Raw genomic sequence first — 19761 nt, forward strand, 5'->3', positions numbered from 1 at the left:
AGGTGTGATATGGCTCTGCTTTCCTTTACCGATGTTTCCCTGGCCTACGGTCTGAATCCGCTGCTCGACAAGGCCAGTTTTCAACTCGACCGAGGCGAGCGTGTCTGTCTGATCGGTCGCAATGGCGCCGGCAAGTCGAGCCTGTTCCGACTGGTCAGCGGTGAGCAGGCGGCCGACGAGGGCGAATTGTGGCTTGCGCCGGGACTGAAGATCGGCCAACTGCCTCAGGAGCTACCCGAAGCGGGGGACATGAAGGTGTATGACGTGGTCGCCGCGGGCCTTGATGGCGTCGGAGATCTGCTCGCCGAATACCACAGCCTGGTGCATGGCGAGATGGGTGAGGCGGAGCTGGCGCGACTGGAAAAGGTGCAGAGCCGCCTGGAATCGAAGGATGGCTGGCGTTTGAATCAGCTGGTCGAAACCACGCTGACTCGTCTGGGATTGCCCGCGGAAAAAACCATGTCCGAGCTGTCCGGTGGCTGGCGTCGCCGGGTGCTGCTGGCGCAGGCGCTGGTAGGCGAGCCGGATGTGCTGCTGCTTGACGAGCCGACCAACCATCTGGATATCCATACCATCGCCTGGCTGGAACAGGTGTTGCTGGAATTCCGCGGTGCGGTGTTGTTCATCACTCACGACCGTGCATTCCTGCAGGCATTGGCCACGCGCATCATGGAGCTGGATCGCGGGCAATTGATTGACTGGGTCGGTGACTATCGCAGCTTTCTGGAGCACAAGGAGCAGCAGTTGGCAGCCGAAGCCACCGCGAATGCTCTGTTCGACAAGAAGTTGGCCCAGGAAGAGGTATGGATTCGTCAGGGTATCAAAGCTCGACGCACCCGTAACGAGGGTCGGGTCAGGGCGCTCAAGGCGATGCGCGAAGAGCGTGTCAGACGCATCGAGCGCCAGGGCAAGGCCAGCTTCCAGATGGAAACTGCAGATTCGTCGGGCAAGCGTGTTATCGAACTGGACAAAGTCAGCTTTGCCTGGCCGGGCCAGCGGCCGTTGGTACGCAATCTTACTACCAACGTACTGCGCGGTGACCGCATCGGTCTGATCGGCAATAACGGCTCCGGTAAAAGTACGCTGTTGAAGTTGATGCTCGGCCAGCTGGAGCCCACCAGTGGCACCATCAAGCATGGTACCAAGCTGGAAGTGGCCTATTTCGATCAGTTGCGCGGCCAGCTGGATCTGGAAAAGACCGTTATCGACAATCTGTCCGAAGGCCGGGATTTCATCGAGATCAATGGCGCGCAGCGGCACGTGATCAGTTATCTGGGCGACTTCCTGTTTTCTCCCGAGCGCACCCGTACACCGGTCAAGGCGTTGTCCGGCGGCGAGCGTGCACGTCTGCTGCTGGCGCGCCTGTTCAGCAAACCGGCCAACGTGCTGGTGCTGGATGAGCCGACCAACGACCTGGATGTGGAAACCCTCGAGCTGTTGGAAGAAGTGCTCGATGGTTTTGATGGCACCGTGCTGCTGGTCAGTCACGACCGGGCATTCCTGGACAACGTGGTGACCAGCAGTCTGGTGTTTGAAGGGGACGGCAATGTGCGTGAGTACATTGGCGGTTATGCCGACTGGCTGCGCCAGGGCGGCAGGATCGAGTCGCTGGCAGAGTGGGGTGACGACGCAGCAGAACCTGCTGTGGCTGCGCAACCTACGGCGGAGCCAGTCAAGGCTGCGCCAGCGGCAACAAAGGTCAAATTGAGTTACAAGCTGCAGCGGGAGCTGGACGCACTACCGGCGCTGCTGGAAAAGCTCGAAGCCGAATTGCAGGCGCTACAGCAGCAGGTCAGTGATCCGCAGTTCTATCTGCAGGATCACGCCCTGACTGCACCGGTCGTCACTGCCCTGGAAAACAAGCAGGCTGAGCTGGACCAGGCGCTGGAGCGCTGGGCCGAGCTGGAGGATATGGAAGGTTGAGAGAACGCTCGCCAGCGTTTCAGCTGGCGGCGGTCTTGTGCAGGCGTACCGCGATCACATCGCAAGGTGCGCCATGCAGGAGATCATTGGCGGTGGACCCCAGCAGCAAGGCCAGCCCATGGCGGCCATGACTGCCGACGACGATCAGATCGCAGCCATATTCGGTAGCCACACGGTGAATTTCCTGACGGGGGTGGCCGAAGGCGATCTGCAGTTGCTCCTCGGGCAGACCGTATTCGCCGGCAAACAGCTGCATGCGCTCGCGTGCTTGCTCGAACTGCTGTTGCTGCAACATGGATAGATCCATGGGGACGTCTCCGCCATAGGCCATGGCCAGGGGTTCGACGACATGGACAATGGTCAGTCGGGCATCCAGTGCCTGGGCCAGCTGCCGGGCGTGTTCGGCTACGGCGCGGCATTCTTCGATCAGGTCGATCGCGACCAGCACATGTGAGTAGAGCATGTGGGTTCTCTCCTTGCTTTTCGCTGATCTTAGCAGTCTTTGGCAAGAGGTCTACAGTGACATCCATTCAGTTACATTATTTCCAGCCAAACGAGGTAAAAAGATGATCACCTGGATCATAGTCGGCGTGGTAGCGGCCATACTGGTTTCCAATCTGGCCAAGCTGATGCCGCGCGGTCGCGAGAGGCACCTGCACCGCTTGCGCGAGCAGGCCAGACAGTCCGGTTTCGCCGTGGAATGGCTGCGTGAGGCACAGCGGGTGAACCAACTGGCGGGGTGTATTGCCTACCGAATGCCCTTGGAACGCGCGCCGCTGGCGCAGGAATTCAGCTGCCGTCGCGAGGCGGACGGCTGGGTATGGCTGCACGGCTCGGAAGTAACGCCCGGGTGCACGGAGGTGCTGAAGCAGCTTCCGGAGCAGGTGCGGGGCATTGATCGTCAGAGCCTGTCAGTGGTTGTGTACTGGCGTGAGCCGGATGATCCGGCGGTACTGACGCAGCTGGTTGCTGCGCTGGAGCCATTGAAAGCGCCATCCCAGCTGGACTGATCAGTCAGGACAATTGCCGCTGTTTTTTACCGTCATCCCGGTGTGGCAGATTGACAATGGCGCGGTTTTCCATGAAGGTGTGCGTACCCGAATCAAACGAGCGTATGAATCTTGCCGGGCCAGGCATCATTCAGTGTAGTCGGGAACTATCATGACATTGTCCGACAGCATGGTTGGGCAGTGTTTTTTCTCATCTGCTTTCACAGCATGGAGATCAGTTGATGATTTACGAAGGTAAAGCCATCACGGTTCAAATCCTTGAAGACGGCATCGCCGACCTCAGATTCGATCTGCAGGGCGAGTCGGTCAACAAGTTCAACCAGGCCACTCTCGCCGAACTCAAGGCGGCCGTTGACAAGATCCAGTCCGACAGCAGCATCAAGGGCGTCATTGTTACCAGCGGCAAGGACGTTTTCATCGTCGGCGCCGATATCACCGAATTCGTGCAGGCATTCAAGCTGTCCGAAGAAGAGCTGGTGACTGCCAATCTGGAAACCAACCGCATTTTCAACGCGTTTGAAGGCCTGAACGTACCAACAGTTGCTGCGATCAATGGTCTGGCACTGGGTGGTGGTCTGGAAATGTGTCTGGCGTGCGACTTCCGGGTCATGGCTCAGAGCACCAAGATCGGTCTGCCGGAAACCAAACTGGGTATCTACCCGGGTTTCGGTGGCACAGTTCGTCTGCCGCGTCTGATCGGTGTCGACAACGCCGTCGAGTGGATTGCCGGTGGTACTGAGCAGCGCGCCGACAGTGCATTGAAAGTGCGTGCCGTGGACGCTGTGGTCGCCGATGACAAGCTGCGTGATGCCGCGCTGGACCTGGTGCGCCGCGCCATCTCCGGTGAGCTGGACTTCCGCGCCAAGCGTCAGCCCAAGCTGGAAAAAATCAAGCTCAACACCATCGAACAGATGATGGCGTTTGAAACCACCAAGGGTTTCGTCGCCGGACAGGCCGGTCCTAACTACCCGGCCCCGGTTGAAGCGATCAAGACCATCCAGAAAGCTGCCAACCATGGTCGCGACAAGGCACTGGAAATCGAGGCCGCCGGTTTTGCCAAACTGGCCAAGACTACTGTTGCTGCATCGCTGGTGGGTCTTTTCCTGAATGATCAGGCACTCAAATCCAAAGCCAAGAAGTACGATAAGCAAGCCGGTGAAGTGAAGCTGGCTGCGGTACTGGGCGCCGGCATCATGGGTGGCGGGATTGCCTATCAGTCCGCTTCCAAGGGCACGCCTATCCTGATGAAGGATATCCGCGAAGAGGGTATTCAGCTGGGTCTGGACGAAGCTTCCAAGCTGCTCGGCAAGCGCGTTGCCAAGGGCCGCATGAAGCCGGAGCAGATGGCTGCAGCGTTGAATGCCATCCGTCCGACCATGTCCTACGGCGATTTCGGTAACGTCGATATCGTGGTGGAAGCGGTTGTCGAGAATCCCAAGGTCAAGCACGCCGTGCTGGCTGAGGTAGAGCAGTATGTGAAGGAAGACGCGATCATCGCGTCCAACACCTCGACCATCTCCATCACCTACCTGGCCCAGGCGCTGAAACGTCCGGAAAACTTCGTCGGCATGCATTTCTTCAACCCGGTACACATGATGCCGCTGGTGGAAGTGATCCGTGGTGAGAAGTCCAGCGAGAAGGCTGTAGCCACCACCGTCGCCTATGCCAAGAAGATGGGCAAGACGCCGATTGTGGTCAACGACTGCCCCGGCTTCCTGGTCAACCGCGTACTCTTCCCTTACTTCGGCGGCTTTGCTCGTCTGATCGGTATGGGTGCTGACTTCCAGCGCGTCGACAAGATCATGGAAAAATTCGGCTGGCCCATGGGCCCGGCCTACCTGATGGACGTGGTTGGCATGGACACCGGTCACCACGGTCGTGATGTGATGGCTGAAGGTTATCCTGATCGCATGGCAGACAAGACCAAGACCGCGGTCGACGTCATGTACGAAGCCAACCGTCTGGGCCAGAAGACCGGCAAGGGCTTCTATGCCTACGAGCTGGACAAGAAAGGCAAGACCAAGAAGGTTGCTGACCCTCAGTCCTATGAACTGCTCAAGCCGGTGGTTCTGGAACAGCGTGAGTTCAGCGATGAGGAAATCATCGAGATCATGATGGTGCCGCTGTGCCTGGAGACCGTACGCTGCCTGGAAGATGGCGTCGTCGAATCCGCTGCAGATGCCGACATGGGTCTGATCTACGGTATCGGTTTCCCTCCCTTCCGGGGCGGCGCACTGCGCTATATCGACACCATCGGAGTGGCTGAATTCGTGGCCATTGCAGACAAATACGCTGAGTTCGGCCCGATGTATCACCCGACTGAAAAGTTGCGTGAAATGGCGGCCAACGGCAAGAAATTCTTCGGTTAACCGCGGAACGTACAGAGCGAGAGTGAATTTATGAGCCTCAATCCGAGAGACGTTGTTATTGTCGACTTCGGCCGGACCCCGATGGGCCGATCCAAGGGTGGTATGTACCGCAATGTCCGTGCCGAGACCCTGTCTGCCAAGCTGATTACCGGTGTGCTCGAGCGCAACCCGAAAATCGACCCCGCAGAAGTGGAAGATGTCATCTGGGGCTGCGTCAACCAGACCCTGGAGCAGGGCTGGAACATCGCCCGCATGGCATCCCTGATGACGCCAATCCCGCACACTGCTGCAGCGCAGACGGTCAGCCGTCTGTGCGGTTCATCCATGAGCGCGCTGCACACTGCCGCCCAGGCGATCATGACCGGCAACGGTGATGTGTTCGTCATCGGTGGTGTCGAGCACATGGGTCACGTCAGCATGATGCACGGTGTTGATCCGAACCCGGCGTTGTCCCTGTATGCAGCCAAGGCCGCGGGCATGATGGGTCTGACTGCGGAAATGCTCGGCAAGATGCACGGCATTACCCGCGAGCAGCAGGACCAGTTCGGTCTGCGTTCGCACCAGTTGGCGCACAAGGCCACGGTCGAAGGCAACTTCAAGGATGAAATCATCCCGATGGAAGGCCATGACGAAAACGGTTTCCTGCGTGTGTTCACCGAGGATGAAACCATCCGACCGGAAACCACGCTGGAAAGCCTGGCTGCACTGCGTCCGGCGTTCAACCCCAAAGGTGGTACCGTGACTGCCGGTACGTCTTCGCAGATCACTGACGGTGCTTCCTGCATGATCGTCATGTCTGCCGAACGTGCCAAGGCGCTGGGTCTGGAGCCATTGGCCGTGATCCGTTCCATGGCAGTGGCCGGCTGCGATCCGTCGATCATGGGTTACGGCCCGGTTCCTGCGACGCGCAAGGCGCTCAAACGTGCTGGTCTGAGCATCGACGATATCGATCATGTCGAGCTGAACGAAGCCTTTGCTGCCCAGGCACTGCCTGTGCTCAAGGACCTCAAGCTGCTGGACAAGATGGACCAGAAGGTCAACCTGCACGGCGGGGCTATCGCTCTGGGTCACCCGTTCGGCTGCTCCGGTGCTCGTATCTCCGGCACCCTGCTGAACGTGATGAAGCAGAACGGTGGCACCATCGGCATGTCGACCATGTGTATCGGTCTGGGTCAGGGTATCACCACGGTATTCGAACGCGTGTAAACGCCCGGATAGCGGAGCCGGAGCATTAGCTCCGGCAGCCTGCTTAACCGAACCCGCCAACCGCGGCTGTGAAAACAGCTGGGGTTGGCGGGTTTTTTATTCAGTTCTGATAAGTCGGTATAACCTTTGGGCATTCAGCAACAAGTGCGATGGATTACAGCGCCGAATGCCTGTTAGATTGTCAGCGATGCCTATCCGAAGGATGCCAGCATGAACAAGGGACAAGAACAATTCCAATCGTCTCCTCTGGATGTACTGATTATCGGTGCCGGGTTGTCCGGTATCGGTACGGCCAGGGCATTGACCAGACACTGTCCGGACCAACGCTATCTGATTCTGGAGCGCCGCCAGGCTATCGGGGGTACCTGGGACCTGTTCCGCTACCCGGGTATCCGCTCCGATTCGGACATGTACACCCTGGGCTACCAGGATAAGCCCTGGACGGGACGCAAGGCCATTGCCGATGGCGCCGACATCAAACGGTATATCGAAGACGCCGCCGAGGAGGCGGGCATCAACAGACACATTCGCTTCCGACGTCAGGTGGTCTCCGCCAGATGGTCAATCGAGAAGGCCATATGGACGGTGACTGTTCGCGTGGCGGATGCCGAGGGGAGGCAGCAAGAGGAACGCTATCAGGCACGCTTCATCGCGTCCTGTTCCGGTTATTACAGCTACGATGAAGGCCATCGCCCCGAGTTTGCCAATGAATCGGCTTTCGCCGGGCGCATCGTCCATCCGCAGTTCTGGCCGGAAGATATGGACTGTCAGGGCAAGCGAGTCATCGTCATCGGCAGCGGCGCGACGGCAGTCACCCTGGTGCCGGCACTTGCCGAACGGGGTGCTCAGGTCGTCATGCTGCAGCGCTCTCCGAGTTATGTGGTCACGCGGCCCCTGGTCGACCGTCTTTCGCTGGGAATGCAGAAATGGCTGCCCGTGCCGCTGGCCTATCATCTGACCCGTTGGAAGAACGTCTTGCTTGGCCAATACTTCTACCGACTTGCCCGCAGCAAACCGAAGCAGGTGAAGCGATATTTGCTGCAGCTGCTGCAGCGTCAGGTGGGTGCGGACATCGACATGAAGCATTTCACGCCCAGCTACAACCCCTGGGACGAGCGGATCTGTGCGGTGCCCGACGGTGATCTGTTCAATCTGCTGCGGTCTCGGCAGGTCGAGATGGTGACCGATACTATCGATCATTTCACTGAGGACGGTATTCGCCTGAATTCCGGGCAGGAGCTGAAGGCAGATATCATCGTCACCGCCACCGGACTGAAGCTCAATGCGATGGGCGACATGCAGCTGGACGTGGATGGCGAGCTGGTGCAGCCGGCCGAGCGTATGTCCTACAAGGGCATGATGCTCAGCGATGTGCCCAATCTGATTCTCACCTTCGGTTATACCAACGCCTCCTGGACGCTCAAGGCCGAGCTCACCAGCAGGTACACCTGCCGATTGCTCCGCTACATGGACCGCAAGGGTTATCGCGTGGCGGTGCCACGACGGACGCCCGAAGTGCAGGAGCAGCCCTTTCTGAGCTTTACCTCGGGTTATGTACAGCGCGCCCGACACATCCTGCCCAAACAGGGCGATCGAGCGCCCTGGCAGGTTCATCAGAACTATCTGAAAGACAAATACATCATCCAGTACGGCCGACTGGATGATGGCGCGCTGCAGTTCCAGAAATAACCGCTGTTGCGTCATCCCGGCCAGGGTGACCGCGATGGTGGCAAGGTAGAACAGATAACATCAGCCCTCGTCAGGCAGCAGCCGGCCGTCCAGAAGTGTGTGGCTGAACGCGTAATCTTACCTGATGAGCGAGGGGGGCGACGCCCCTCTGGCTGTTGGAGTTGTCGTCGGGCGCTCAGTCCTGGACTTCACGAATCATGTTGCGGGCGATGATCACCTGCTGGATCTGCGTGGTGCCTTCATAGAGACGGAACAGGCGCACGTCACGATAGAAGCGTTCGATGGCGTATTCGCTTATGTAGCCGGCACCGCCATGAATCTGCACGCCCCGGTCGGCGACGCGGCCGCACATTTCGGTGGAGAACATCTTGGCGCAGGAGGCTTCGGTACTGATGTTCAGTCCCTCGTCGCGCTTGCGGGCGGCATCGAGCACCATGCAGCGGGCGGCATAGATCTCTGCTTTGCTGTCGGCGAGCATCGCCTGGATCAACTGGAAATCGGCAATACGCTGACCGAACTGCTTGCGCTCCACTGCGTATTGCAGTGAGTCAGCCAGCATGCGTTCGGCGGCGCCGACGGCGAGAGCGGCAATATGCAGGCGGCCCTTGTCGAGCACCTTCATGGCGGTCTTGAAGCCAACTCCTTCCTTGCCACCGATCAGGCTATCGGCCGGTACGCGAACATTATCGAAGATCACATCGGCGGTATGCGCGCCTTTCTGGCCCATTTTCTGATCCGGCTTGCCAATGGTCAGCCCCGGCGTGCCGCGCTCGACAATAAAGGAGCTGATACCGCCGGCGCCCTTGATCTCGGAACTGGTGCGGGCCATCACGGTGAAGACACCGGCATGGGGAGCGTTGGTGATGAAGCGCTTGGTGCCATTGATCACATAGAAGTCACCATCGCGCACAGCGGTGGTCTTCAGTGAGGCTGCATCAGAACCGGAATCAGGCTCGGTCAGGCAGAACGAACTGAGATATTCACCGGCAGCCAGCTTCGGCAGGTAATGTGCTTTCTGCTCCTCGGTACCATCGAGCAGGATACCGATGGAGCCGATACCGTTATTGGTGCCGATATAAGAGCGAAAGGCAGGGGAGGTGCGGCCTAGCTCGAAGGCGATATTCACCTCTTCTTCCATGGTCACACCCAAGCCGTCGTACTCCTCGGGAATGGTCAGGCCGAACAAGCCCATTTCCTTCATCTGCTCGACGATGTCCGCGGGAATGTTGTCGCTCTCGGCGACTTCATGTTCACGGGGAATCAATTCCTGGCTGACAAACTGACGGATGGAATCCAGCAGAATCTGCAGTGTTTCCGGATCACGAATCATATGCTCTCCTGAATAGCCTGCACGGCAGGCTTGTTGTTCATGGAGGCAGCCACCCGCGCGCATGTCAGCGGGTGGCTGCCTCTATGTTGTTTACCATGTTCACCAGACGGGGTCCGATGTCGTCTTCGAGCTTTTCCTGAGGCAGGTGAAAGCTCGGGCCGCCGCAGTTGAATGCCAGCAGGCCGTGTTGTGGGTGTGCCATGGGCACCGCGACGGAATTGACATCCCGCTGCCATTCGCCGATGGACATGCAATAACCGAAATCGGCGTAATCCCTGAATGCTCTTTCCAGCCCTCTGCGAATCGTCGGCCAGTCGTCCTGGTGTGCTGCACGCAGATGGTCAAGAATGAATTCCCGTTCACTCTCCGGCATGGCCGCCAGGCAAGCCCGGCCCATCGCCGTCAGGTGCATGGGCAGGTAGGTGCCTATGTGGCGCCGGGTGCTCATGTTGGCCTTGCCGTAGGCTACATCCAGATACACCATCTGCAGTCTGTCCCTGGCCGCCATGGCCACTGATGCCTGCGCATAAGCCGCCATTTCTTCCATCAGTGGGTGGCAGGTGGCATGTACCGACAGATTCGATAGCAGCGCGTAACCAAAGCCCATCACGCCGACATCCAGCTGGTACTTGCCGGTCTGTGCTTGGCGCTTCAGGCAACCCAGGCGCGTCAGCGTGTGGGTCAGCCTTGTCACGGTCGCCTTGGGCAGACCGGTTTTCGTAGCCAGATCCTGGTTGCCCAGCATGGTTTCCCGCGGCGAAAAACATCGCAAGATCTCGACTCCACGTGCCAATGCCGTGACGAAATGCCGGTCTTTCGGCGCATCATCGAAGGCCGTCATCGGGTCTAGCATCTGGGCATCGAACGTTTGAGTGGCAGATGCTTGTTCATTCGATTTGCCTTCTGGTTGGCTCGGATTGGCGGGCATGGTATCTCCAATTTTCATGAAATATCAACAAAACAAAATTAAGTACTGCAGTGCGAAATATAGCGCTTTTCGCCGAGCAGGGTGGTTCCTGGGGCCGGGGCACAGATGTTAGTGCAGGTGTCCGCTTACAGGTTGTAAGCTTTACTCAGCCGTTCTGCGAAACTATGATGATTGCAGAATACAGAATCTTATACTGCATAGCGGAATATGATTCAGTGTCCAACTCAAGGGTCGCAACGGGAAAAACGAATGGGTGCGCTGACTGGAATACGGGTGCTGGATCTGAGCCGAGTGCTGGCTGGGCCATGGTGTGGCCAGGTTCTGGCTGATCTGGGAGCAGAAGTGATCAAGGTCGAGCGCCCCGGTAGTGGGGATGACACCCGTGGTTGGGGGCCGCCCTGGATGAAGAACCCTGAAGGCGAGTGGACTGCCGAGACCTCCTATTACCAGTCTGCCAACCGGGGCAAGTTATCGGTGGCAATCAACTTGGCCAGTGCCGAAGGTCAGGAGCTGATACGAGCGCTGGTGGCCGATTGCGACGTGCTGATCGAGAATTACAAAGCCGGCTCGCTCGAGAAGTATGAGCTGGATTATGCCAGCCTGGCGAAACTCAATCCGCGGCTGGTGTACTGCTCCATCACCGGTTTTGGCCAGACCGGGCCGCGCGCGGCAGAGCCGGGATATGACTTCATCATTCAAGGCATGGGCGGACTGATGAGTATCACCGGTGAGCGCGATGACCTGCCCGGCGGCGGTCCGCAGAAAACCGGCGTCGCCGTTACTGATCTGATGACCGGATTGTATTCGACGATTGCTATTCAGGCGGCGCTGCTCAACCGCGAGAAAACCGGGCGCGGCCAGCACTGTGACATGGCTCTGCTGGATGTGCAGGTAGCGACTCTGGCCAACCAGAGCCTGAACTACCTGGCGTCCGGCAAGGTGCCGGGACGCTATGGTAATGCTCATGCCAATATTGTGCCTTATCAGGTATTTCGCGCGGCCGATCGCGACTTCATCATCGCTTGCGGCAATGACAGTCAGTTCGTGGCGCTATGCAATGCCATAGGCCTGCCTGAATTATCGGCCGACCCGCGCTTTGTCCGTAATGCTGACCGGGTGCAGCATCGCGAAGAGTTGATTGAGATTCTCGCCGCCCATTTTCTTGGTGCGACTGCCGATGAGTGGGTGAGCAAGGTTCATCCAGTGAATGTGCCGGTAGGCGCCATCAACAATATTGCCCAGGCGCTGGAGGAGCCGCAGATTCAGGCGCGCGACATGCTGGTCAATATTCCGCATCCGCTCAATCCCGAGTTCACCATGGTCGGCAGCCCGATCAAGCTGTCCGAGACGCCAGTGGAATATCAGCGCCCCGCGCCAGTGCTTGGACAGGACACCGAAGCGGTGTTGCGCGAGCGGCTGGGTTTGAGCAGTGAGCAGATGGCGGGACTGAAAGAGCTGGGTATCATCGGGCAATCGCCGCGCTGAATATGTCGGGGGAGCAGTGATTCTACTGCTCCGGCACCGGTAATGTCAGTGACTCCTTCACTTCTTCCATGACGATATAGCTTTTCGACTCGCGCACGTGGGGGAGCTTCAGCAGGATGTCGCCCAGCAGCTTGCGGTACGACGCCATCTCGTTGATGCGGGCCTTGATCAGATAGTCGAAGTCTCCCGAGACAAGATGGCACTCCAGCACATGTGGGAGCTTGAGTACCGCGCGGCGGAATTCTTCGAAGATATCGCCGGATTTGTAGGACAGGTTGATCTCGACGAAAACCAGTAGACCCGCTTGCAGATGTTCAGGGTTGAGACGTGCGCTGTAGCCCATGATCACCCCCTCGCGTTCGAGCCGGCGAACCCGTTCGGTACAGGGCGTGGTGGACAGTCCAACCCGCTCACCCAGCTCGGTAAACGCCAGCCGGCCCTCCGTTTGCAGTTCTCGAAGGATCTGGCGATCTATGCGATCAAGCTCTCTCTGGGCGCGATGTTTGGTTCTCATGGGAGAAGTGACTAGACCTTTGGCTAATTGAACGGACTTAAACGCTAAATATAGCGGATTAAATAGTGAATTCAACTGGTAATGCTCTCCTATAATCCGGGGCCAAAGCGATTGACCCATCAGTGGCGGGAGTTTTCATCATGCGTGTTCTGGTTCTTGGTAGTGGTGTGATAGGCACCACCAGTGCTTATTATCTGGCCAGGGAAGGGTTTGAAGTGACCGTGATCGACCGTCAGCCTGACGTGGCGGAGGAGACCAGTCACGCCAATGCCGGGCAAATATCCCCTGGTTACGCTTCGCCCTGGGCGGCGCCGGGTGTGCCATTGAAGGCCATCAAGTGGATGATGCAGAAGCATGCCCCCCTGAGCATCAAGCCGACAGCCGATATCAATCAGTACCTGTTCATGGCGCGCATGCTGCGCAACTGCACCGCCGCGCGTTATGCCGTGAACAAGGAGCGCATGGTGCGGCTGTCCGAATACAGCCGCGACTGTCTGGACGAGCTGCGTGCCGAGACCGGCATTCACTATGAAGGTCGCCAGCGCGGTACCACCCAGTTGTTCCGCACCCAGGCCCAGCTCGATGGTGCAGCCAAGGATATTGCCGTGCTGGAGCAGATGGGGGTTCCCTATGAGCTGCTGGACCGCAACACTCTGGCTACAGCCGAGCCGGCGCTGGCCAAGGTCGCGCACAAGCTGACCGGCGGCTTGCGTCTGCCCAATGACCAGACAGGTGACTGTCTGATGTTTACCCGGCGGGTCGCAGAGATGGCGCGCGAGCTGGGTGTCGAGTTCCGTTTCAACCAGAATATCGAACGCCTGGACTACGCTGGCGACCGTCTCAACGGTGTCTGGATCGATGGCAAGCTGGAAACAGCAGATAGCTACGTCCTGGCACTGGGCAGCTTCAGTCCGCATATGCTGGCGCCGCTGGGTATCACCGCGCCTATTTATCCGCTGAAGGGCTATTCGATCACTGTGCCGATTACCAACCCGGACATGGCCCCGGCTTCCACCATGCTGGACGAGACCTATAAGGTAGCGATCACCCGTTTCGACAACCGCATCCGTGTCGGTGGCATGGCGGAAATCCGTGGCTATGATCTGAAGATCGATCCGCGCAAAGGGCAGACTCTGAAGATGATTGTCGAAGACCTGTTCCCGGAAGGGGGAGATACCTCGACCATCGACCTGTGGACCGGCCTGCGCCCTGCAACCCCGGACGGTACGCCGATCATCGGCAAGACCCGTTACCGCAATCTGTTCCTCAATACGGGTCACGGCACCCTGGGTTGGACCATGTCTTGCGGCTCGGCACGCCTGCTGGCGGACATGATGTCGAAGAAGACTTCTGCGATCAGCACCGCCGGTTTCGATATATCACGCTACGGCGACAGCAAATAAGGAAACAAGCATGCGCATCCAACGACTGGACACTGACAACCGGATGAGCCAGGTTGTCATCCACCGTGATACTGTCTATCTGGCGGGTCAGGTGGGCGAGAACATGGGAGCGGGTATTGAACAGCAGACGCTGGAAACCCTGCAGGAAATAGAGAAACTGCTCGCCCAGGCGGGCAGTGACAAGGAGCATATTCTTTCGGTAACCATCTACCTGAAAGATATCGAGCGCGATTTCGCCGGCATGAACGCCGTATGGGATCGCTGGCTGCCCGAGGGCGTTGCCCCGGCGCGAGCCACCGTAGAGGCTGGGATGTGCGAACCGGACATCCTGGTGGAAATGTCAGTTATTGCTGCCGTAGCTGAACAGTAAAACGCAGCACAACTATAACGATAAAATTAAGTAGAGCTAAAAAATGAACAAACACTCCTTGCAGATTGCCCTGGCTTACATGTCCGTGGTTATTGGTGGTGGCTTTGCCTCGGGTAATGAAGTTCTGCAATTCTTCAGCGGCTACGGCGTTGCCGGCGTGGCCGGATCGGTGATCAGTGCCGTGTTGTTTGCCTTTCTGGGTATGCAGATTGCCCGCATCAGTTCGGTGATGCAGGCTGCTTCGCACAAACAGGTGCTCTATATAATGTTCGGAAAGCAGGCCGGCCTGGTGGTTGACCTGATTCTGTCATTCTTCCTGTACGGTGTGGGTGTGGTCATGCTTGCTGGCGCTGGTTCGACCCTGGCTCAGCAGTTCGGTCTGGCCCCGTTGATTGGCTCCGTTCTCATGACCGTCCTGGTGATCGGCACGCTTTGCCTGAACGTCAGAGGCATCATCAATCTGATCAGTGTGGTCATGCCGTTCCTGTTGGTTCTGGTTCTGGCCATCATGGTGTACTCCATCTATACCAGCAGCGCCGCCGTTGAGGAGCTGACTCAGGTGGCAACAGAAGTGCCGGTGATCACCTTCCTGGGCGCGGACGTGCCGCACTGGGCCTTGAGTGGTCTGCTCTATGCTTCTTTCAATATTGCTGTGGGCTTTCCCATGTTGGCGGTCATTGGTGGCTTGATCAAGTCCCCGAAAGCGGCGGCACGCGGCGGCATGGCCGGTGGTCTGGGTCTGGGCTTCCTGATCATTCTGCTGAACATCGGGCTGTTCACGAACCTGGACAAGCTGCAGGGTGTTGAGATCCCGACGCTGATGCTGGCTCAGAACATTCACCCCTGGTTGGCTGTGCTGCTGTCCATCGCTCTGGTTTGCATGATATACAGTACTGCCGTTGGCATGTTCTTCGCCTTCAGTGCACGTTTTGCTGCTCCAGAAACCAATAGGTTTAAGGTGCTTAGTGCTGTGTTTGCTGTAGTGGGGCTGGGCCTGAGCCAGGTCGGCTTTACCAAGCTGGTCGGTACCGTCTATCCGATGCTGGGTGTGGTCGGACTGGTGTTGATCATCGCCATCGCCGCTAGTTGGATTCGTACGCGCAATCATAGCGCCGAGGAACTTGCAAGTGAGGCAAAGCGCCTTAGCTGAATCTGAGTCTGTTTGATGAACAAGGCCGCCATCAGTTGATGGCGGCCTTGTCGTTTGTGCCAGTCAGTAGCTGACTTCAGGTAGTTGCATCCTTTCCAGGCGTACCTTTTCGGTTGGCGCCATCACGGTCGCTGCACCGTCCACCACCTTCTTGCCATCTTGATTGATTACCCGGGTGGCAATCTTCAGCCGGTTCTTCGGCAGCTTTTCCAGTACTTCCAGTTCGATACGGATCTCGTCACCAAGGCGTACCGGACGTAGGAAACTCAGCTCCTGTCCGATATATATAGTGCCGGGCCCGGGTAATTCACAGGCAATTGCTGCGGAAATAAGCGCACCTGACAGCATGCCATGGGCAATGCGGCCCTTGAACGGCGTGGTCTCGGCGAACTGTTGATCAAGGTGAACCGGGTTCACATCGCCTGATACGGTAGCGAACAGGATCAGATCACGCTCGGATACGGTATGGTTGACACTGGCGGTGTCGCCTATACCGACTTCTTCGTAGGTGCGGCTTTCTAGCATGGACATGGATTGACTCCGATAGCGTCTGAACCGGCATGCAACCGTATTCAGACAATTGATGAAACAGAACCGTGTTTTGTGTTTTTCGGCATTACTGGTAATTTTGCCCGGTACGCTGATACCCCATGAATAATAACAGCGCAAGTGCCTGGAGGCTGTTGCTGCAACAATATCCGGCACCTGGCAACTCCAACGGGAGAGAAGGAAAAAATGGAAGCAACGTTCTGGAACGACAAACGCCCACCGGGGGTTCCTCACGATATCGATCTGAGTCAGTTCAATTCAATCATCGAGGTGTTTGAATCGTCCTGCGCGCAACATGCTGATAATCCCGCATTCACCAATATGGGTGTCACCCTGAGCTACCGGGAGCTTGAGCAATATTCAGCGGCATTTGCCAGCTATATCCAGAATTACACCGACCTGAAGCCGGGCGACCGCATCGCCATTCAGATGCCCAACGTGCTGCAGTTTCCCATTGCCGTGTTCGGCGCCATGCGTGCCGGTCTGGTCGTCGTCAATACCAATCCTTTGTATACCGCACGGGAAATGCGTCATCAGTTCACAGACTCCGGTGCGCGTGCGCTGATCTACATGAATCTGTTCGGCCACCTGGTGGAGGATGTGCTGCCGGATACCGACATCAAATACCTGTTCGAGGCGCGCATGGGTGACATGTTGCCACCGATCAAGGGGCTGCTGATCAATGCCGCTGTCAAGCATGTGAAGAAAATGGTGCCGGCCTACCGGTTGCCCCATGCGGTGTCCTTTAAAAGTGCATTGAGCCGTTGCCGGGACCTCTCGCCCATGCCGGTATCCCGCACGTTGGATGACATTGCCGTGTTGCAGTACACCGGCGGTACCACCGGTGTGGCCAAAGGCGCGATGCTGACACACGGCAACCTGGTCGCCAACATGCTGCAGGTGCACGCTAATCTGCAGCAAGTCGACAAGGATGGCCAGCGCTTGATGGGCGATGGCGGGGAGGTGATCATTGCACCGCTGCCGCTGTACCATATTTTTGCATTCACGGTGAATTGCATGTGCATGATGCTGGCGGGGCACCATAACGTGCTGATCACCAACCCACGCGATATTCCCGGTTTTATCAAGGAACTGAAGAAATGGCAGTTCTCTTCGATTGTCGGTCTCAATACCCTGTTTGTAGCGCTTATGGAGCATCCGGAATTCAAGGATCTGGATTTTTCCCGGCTAAAGAGCACTACTTCTGGCGGTACGGCGCTGGTCAAGGCGACTGCTGAGCGCTGGCAGAGTAAAACCGGTAGCGGTATCGGTGAAGGCTACGGCCTGACCGAGTGCTCGCCGGTAGTCTGCTCCAGCCCGGGTGACGGCTTGGCCAGACTCGGCAGTGTGGGTCTGGCGGTACCCGGCACGGCGTTGAAGGTGACTGATGAGGATGGCAATGAGCTGCCGATAGGCGAACGAGGTGAGCTGTGCGTCAAAGGCCCTCAGGTGATGAAAGGCTACTGGCAGCGGCCCGATGCTACGGCCGAGGCGATGGATGCGGACGGCTGGTTCAAGACCGGTGATGTAGCCGTTATCGATGAAGACGGCTTCGTCAGCATTGTTGATCGCATCAAGGACCTGATCATCGTCTCCGGCTTTAATGTGTATCCGAATGAAATCGAGGACGTGGTGGCAGCCCATCCCAAGGTGGCCAACGCGGCTGCCATCGGTGTGCCGGATGAGAAATCCGGTGAGGCGGTCAAATTGTTTGTGGTGCCGTCTGCTGCTGATCTGACCGTGGATGAGCTGAAAACCTATTGTCGGTCGAATTTCACCGGCTACAAGGTGCCGAGATACTATGAAATCCGCGAGTCGCTTCCCATGACGCCGGTCGGCAAGATCCTGCGCCGCGAATTGCGTGATGAGTAATTGTTGACCCCTCAGAGCATAGAAACCGACTGACTGAGGAGTCGGTTTCTGCCTGCCTCGTCCTGCTTCTTTTCCATCTCCCTGATTAGCCTGTGGCCTATGGCCTGACTATAAAAAAGCTGTTAGGCTTCGGCCACTTTTCGACCAGAATCTATGAAATATTCACGGAAGGGTCGAAATGACTTTCTGCCTTAATTAAAAGACAATAGCAGCGCGGTATTGCAACCGGACGCATTTCAGGGGGTATCCATGCACGAGAGTTTTTGGACTGACAAATATCCGGAGGGGATCCCTGCCGAGATCAATCCCGACCAATACCCCAACGTTCTGGCTGTTCTGAAGGAATGCTGTCAACGCTTCGCTGATAAGCCTGCTTTCACCAATCTCGGTAAGACCATTACCTATAGTGAGCTGTATCACCTGTCTGGCGAGTTTGCCGCCTACCTGCAGACCCATGCTGGTTTGCAGCCGGGCGACCGCATTGCGGTGCAGTTGCCCAACGTGCTGCAGTATCCAGTAGTGGTGTTCGGCGCCATGCGTGCCGGTTACGTAGTGGTCAACACCAACCCCCTGTATACCGCACGGGAGATGGAGCATCAGTTCAATGATTCCGGCGCCAAGGCTCTGGTTTGCCTGGCCAACATGGCGCATCTGGCCGAGGAAGTCGTACCGAAGACCGGTGTGAAACACGTGGTCGTGACTGAGGTCGCGGACATGCTCCCGCCGCTCAAGCGAGTGCTGGTGAATGCCGTGGTCAAATATGTGAAGAAGATGGTACCAGCTTGGTCCATCCCAGGCTCGGTGCCATTCACCAAAGCCATGAAAGCCGGCGCCAAGGCCAGCTTCCGTGAAGTCAATCCGGATGCCGAAGACACTGCAGTGCTGCAATATACCGGCGGCACCACCGGTGTGGCCAAGGGCGCCATGCTGACCCACCGCAACCTGATTGCCAACATGTTGCAGTGCAAGGCGATGATGCCGAACGACATGAACGACGGTGAAGAGGTCATCATCTGTCCGTTGCCGCTGTATCACATTTATGCGTTCACCTTTCATTGCATGGCGGTAATGCTGTCCGGTAGCCAGAACATTCTCATCACCAACCCGCGGGATATCCCTGCCACGGTAAAGGAGATGGGACAGTTCCGCTTCAGCGCCTTTGTGGGGCTCAATACACTGTTTGCCGCTCTGTGCAACAACGAGAAGTTCCGCCAGCTGGACTTCAGCGGCATGAAGCTGACACTTTCAGGTGGTATGGCGCTGCAACAGGCCACCGCCGAACGTTGGAGCAAGGTAACCGGCTGCGACGTGTCCGAAGGTTATGGCATGACTGAAACCAGTCCGGTGGTCTCGGTGAATCCGGCCAATGCTACCCAGTTGGGCACTATCGGTATTCCGGTACCTTCGACGCAGTGCAAGGTGATTGGCGATGAAGGGCAGGAGCTGCCTTTGGGTGAGCGGGGCGAGTTGTGTGTCAAGGGGCCCCAGGTGATGAAGGGGTACTGGCAGCGTCAGGAAGCCACCGACGAAATCCTCAGCGCTGATGGCTGGCTGCAGACCGGCGATATCGCCGTTATTCAGGACGACGGTTATATGCGCATTGTCGACCGCAAGAAAGACATGATCGTGGTGTCCGGCTTCAATGTGTATCCCAATGAGCTGGAAGATGTCATGGCCGCGATCCCGGGCGTGCTGCAATGTGCGGCTATTGGGATACCCAATGAAAAATCCGGCGAGACAATCAAGGTGTTTGTCGTTAAGGAGCCGGGTGCGCAACTCACAGCGGAACAGGTCAGGACGCATATGCGCGAGAAGTTGACTGCCTACAAGGTGCCGAAGGAAGTCGAATTCCGTGACAGCCTGCCGACCACCAACGTAGGCAAGATCCTGCGGCGCGAGCTGCGTGATGAGGAAATGAAGAAACTCGGCGCGGCATAACACCCGCTCCCGGTTCTTTGCGACA

At 57.6% G+C, this 19761-nt stretch carries 16 protein-coding genes; 11 read left to right on the forward strand and 5 right to left on the reverse strand.

Annotation, left to right across the window (positions count from 1 at the left end):
* Positions 1-9: 9 nt before the first annotated feature.
* Positions 10-1923, forward strand: a complete 1914-nt coding sequence (locus BLU11_RS06145; RefSeq protein WP_090272537.1) for an ATP-binding cassette domain-containing protein — start codon at positions 10-12, stop codon at positions 1921-1923.
* 19 nt (positions 1924-1942) lie between these two features.
* Here the strand turns inward: BLU11_RS06145 and BLU11_RS06150 are convergent, their stop codons facing one another.
* Complete coding sequence (locus tag BLU11_RS06150; protein ID WP_090272538.1) at positions 1943-2386, reverse strand: universal stress protein; 444 nt, start codon at positions 2384-2386, stop codon at positions 1943-1945.
* 103 nt (positions 2387-2489) lie between these two features.
* Between BLU11_RS06150 and BLU11_RS06155 the strand changes: the two genes are divergently transcribed.
* From BLU11_RS06155 to BLU11_RS06170, 4 genes are all read left to right on the forward strand, one after another.
* Complete coding sequence (locus BLU11_RS06155) at positions 2490-2933, forward strand: hypothetical protein (protein ID WP_090272539.1); 444 nt, start codon at positions 2490-2492, stop codon at positions 2931-2933.
* A 221-nt stretch (positions 2934-3154) separates the two neighbouring features.
* Positions 3155-5302, forward strand: coding sequence for a fatty acid oxidation complex subunit alpha FadB (gene fadB / locus BLU11_RS06160; RefSeq protein ID WP_090272540.1), 2148 nt, complete (start codon positions 3155-3157; stop codon positions 5300-5302).
* Positions 5303-5332: 30 nt separating this feature from the next.
* Positions 5333-6508: an acetyl-CoA C-acyltransferase FadA gene (gene fadA / locus BLU11_RS06165; protein WP_090272541.1), complete on the forward strand. Its 1176-nt coding sequence runs from the start codon at positions 5333-5335 to the stop codon at positions 6506-6508.
* A 210-nt stretch (positions 6509-6718) separates the two neighbouring features.
* Positions 6719-8197, forward strand: coding sequence for a flavin-containing monooxygenase (locus BLU11_RS06170; protein ID WP_090272542.1), 1479 nt, complete (start codon positions 6719-6721; stop codon positions 8195-8197).
* Positions 8198-8372: 175 nt separating this feature from the next.
* Here the strand turns inward: BLU11_RS06170 and BLU11_RS06175 are convergent, their stop codons facing one another.
* Both BLU11_RS06175 and BLU11_RS06180 read right to left on the reverse strand, forming a co-directional pair.
* The gene (locus tag BLU11_RS06175; protein ID WP_090272543.1) at positions 8373-9527 is read right to left on the reverse strand and encodes an acyl-CoA dehydrogenase family protein; all 1155 of its coding nucleotides are present in this window, start codon (positions 9525-9527) and stop codon (positions 8373-8375) included.
* 64 nt (positions 9528-9591) lie between these two features.
* The gene (locus BLU11_RS06180) at positions 9592-10455 is read right to left on the reverse strand and encodes an IclR family transcriptional regulator (protein ID WP_090272544.1); all 864 of its coding nucleotides are present in this window, start codon (positions 10453-10455) and stop codon (positions 9592-9594) included.
* A 249-nt stretch (positions 10456-10704) separates the two neighbouring features.
* Between BLU11_RS06180 and BLU11_RS06185 the strand changes: the two genes are divergently transcribed.
* Positions 10705-11940 (forward strand): CaiB/BaiF CoA transferase family protein, encoded by a 1236-nt coding sequence (locus tag BLU11_RS06185; protein ID WP_090272545.1) that lies wholly within the window; start codon positions 10705-10707, stop codon positions 11938-11940.
* Positions 11941-11962: 22 nt separating this feature from the next.
* Here the strand turns inward: BLU11_RS06185 and BLU11_RS06190 are convergent, their stop codons facing one another.
* Positions 11963-12454: an Lrp/AsnC ligand binding domain-containing protein gene (locus BLU11_RS06190; protein ID WP_090272546.1), complete on the reverse strand. Its 492-nt coding sequence runs from the start codon at positions 12452-12454 to the stop codon at positions 11963-11965.
* A gap of 140 nt (positions 12455-12594) precedes the next feature.
* On the opposite strand from BLU11_RS06190, the gene BLU11_RS06195 reads away from it, so the two are divergent.
* The 3 genes from BLU11_RS06195 to BLU11_RS06205 are packed head-to-tail and all read left to right on the forward strand — an operon-like array spanning position 12595 to position 15377.
* Positions 12595-13857, forward strand: a complete 1263-nt coding sequence (locus BLU11_RS06195) for a D-amino acid dehydrogenase (protein ID WP_090272547.1) — start codon at positions 12595-12597, stop codon at positions 13855-13857.
* Between the two features lie 10 nt (positions 13858-13867).
* Positions 13868-14227 carry a RidA family protein gene (locus BLU11_RS06200; protein WP_090272548.1) on the forward strand — a complete coding sequence of 120 codons (360 nt, stop codon included), beginning with the start codon at positions 13868-13870 and terminating at the stop codon, positions 14225-14227.
* A gap of 43 nt (positions 14228-14270) precedes the next feature.
* A complete protein-coding gene (locus tag BLU11_RS06205) occupies positions 14271-15377 on the forward strand; it encodes a YkvI family membrane protein (protein ID WP_090272549.1) in 1107 nt (368 codons plus the stop codon).
* Between the two features lie 63 nt (positions 15378-15440).
* On the opposite strand, the gene BLU11_RS06210 is transcribed toward BLU11_RS06205, so the two are convergent.
* Positions 15441-15908, reverse strand: a complete 468-nt coding sequence (locus BLU11_RS06210) for a MaoC/PaaZ C-terminal domain-containing protein (RefSeq protein WP_090272550.1) — start codon at positions 15906-15908, stop codon at positions 15441-15443.
* Positions 15909-16112: 204 nt separating this feature from the next.
* Here BLU11_RS06210 and BLU11_RS06215 point away from each other — a divergent pair, with 204 nt between their 5' ends.
* Entirely contained in the window at positions 16113-17798 is a 1686-nt protein-coding gene (locus tag BLU11_RS06215; protein ID WP_090272551.1) for a long-chain-fatty-acid--CoA ligase, read from the forward strand.
* Positions 17799-18047: 249 nt separating this feature from the next.
* On the forward strand, positions 18048-19736 hold the full coding sequence (fadD1, locus tag BLU11_RS06220; protein ID WP_090272552.1) for a long-chain-fatty-acid--CoA ligase FadD1: 1689 nt from the start codon (positions 18048-18050) through the stop codon (positions 19734-19736).
* Positions 19737-19761 lie beyond the last annotated feature (25 nt).

Source organism: Halopseudomonas litoralis, from assembly GCF_900105005.1.
Lineage (GTDB): Bacteria > Pseudomonadota > Gammaproteobacteria > Pseudomonadales > Pseudomonadaceae > Halopseudomonas > Halopseudomonas litoralis.

Bases quoted from the DNA above. Each gene is read 5' to 3' on its own strand.
- BLU11_RS06150 (WP_090272538.1), bottom strand. From the start codon at position 2,386: ATGCTCTACTCACATGTGCTGGTCGCGATCGACCTGATCGAAGAATGC.
- BLU11_RS06210 (WP_090272550.1), bottom strand. From the start codon at position 15,908: ATGTCCATGCTAGAAAGCCGCACCTACGAAGAAGTCGGTATAGGCGAC.
- BLU11_RS06175 (WP_090272543.1), bottom strand. From the start codon at position 9,527: ATGATTCGTGATCCGGAAACACTGCAGATTCTGCTGGATTCCATCCGT.
- BLU11_RS06180 (WP_090272544.1), bottom strand. From the start codon at position 10,455: ATGCCCGCCAATCCGAGCCAACCAGAAGGCAAATCGAATGAACAAGCA.
- fadA (WP_090272541.1), top strand. From the start codon at position 5,333: ATGAGCCTCAATCCGAGAGACGTTGTTATTGTCGACTTCGGCCGGACC.
- fadB (WP_090272540.1), top strand. From the start codon at position 3,155: ATGATTTACGAAGGTAAAGCCATCACGGTTCAAATCCTTGAAGACGGC.
- BLU11_RS06200 (WP_090272548.1), top strand. From the start codon at position 13,868: ATGCGCATCCAACGACTGGACACTGACAACCGGATGAGCCAGGTTGTC.
- fadD1 (WP_090272552.1), top strand. From the start codon at position 18,048: ATGCACGAGAGTTTTTGGACTGACAAATATCCGGAGGGGATCCCTGCC.
- BLU11_RS06155 (WP_090272539.1), top strand. From the start codon at position 2,490: ATGATCACCTGGATCATAGTCGGCGTGGTAGCGGCCATACTGGTTTCC.
- BLU11_RS06145 (WP_090272537.1), top strand. From the start codon at position 10: ATGGCTCTGCTTTCCTTTACCGATGTTTCCCTGGCCTACGGTCTGAAT.
- BLU11_RS06185 (WP_090272545.1), top strand. From the start codon at position 10,705: ATGGGTGCGCTGACTGGAATACGGGTGCTGGATCTGAGCCGAGTGCTG.
- BLU11_RS06170 (WP_090272542.1), top strand. From the start codon at position 6,719: ATGAACAAGGGACAAGAACAATTCCAATCGTCTCCTCTGGATGTACTG.
- BLU11_RS06205 (WP_090272549.1), top strand. From the start codon at position 14,271: ATGAACAAACACTCCTTGCAGATTGCCCTGGCTTACATGTCCGTGGTT.
- BLU11_RS06190 (WP_090272546.1), bottom strand. From the start codon at position 12,454: ATGAGAACCAAACATCGCGCCCAGAGAGAGCTTGATCGCATAGATCGC.
- BLU11_RS06215 (WP_090272551.1), top strand. From the start codon at position 16,113: ATGGAAGCAACGTTCTGGAACGACAAACGCCCACCGGGGGTTCCTCAC.
- BLU11_RS06195 (WP_090272547.1), top strand. From the start codon at position 12,595: ATGCGTGTTCTGGTTCTTGGTAGTGGTGTGATAGGCACCACCAGTGCT.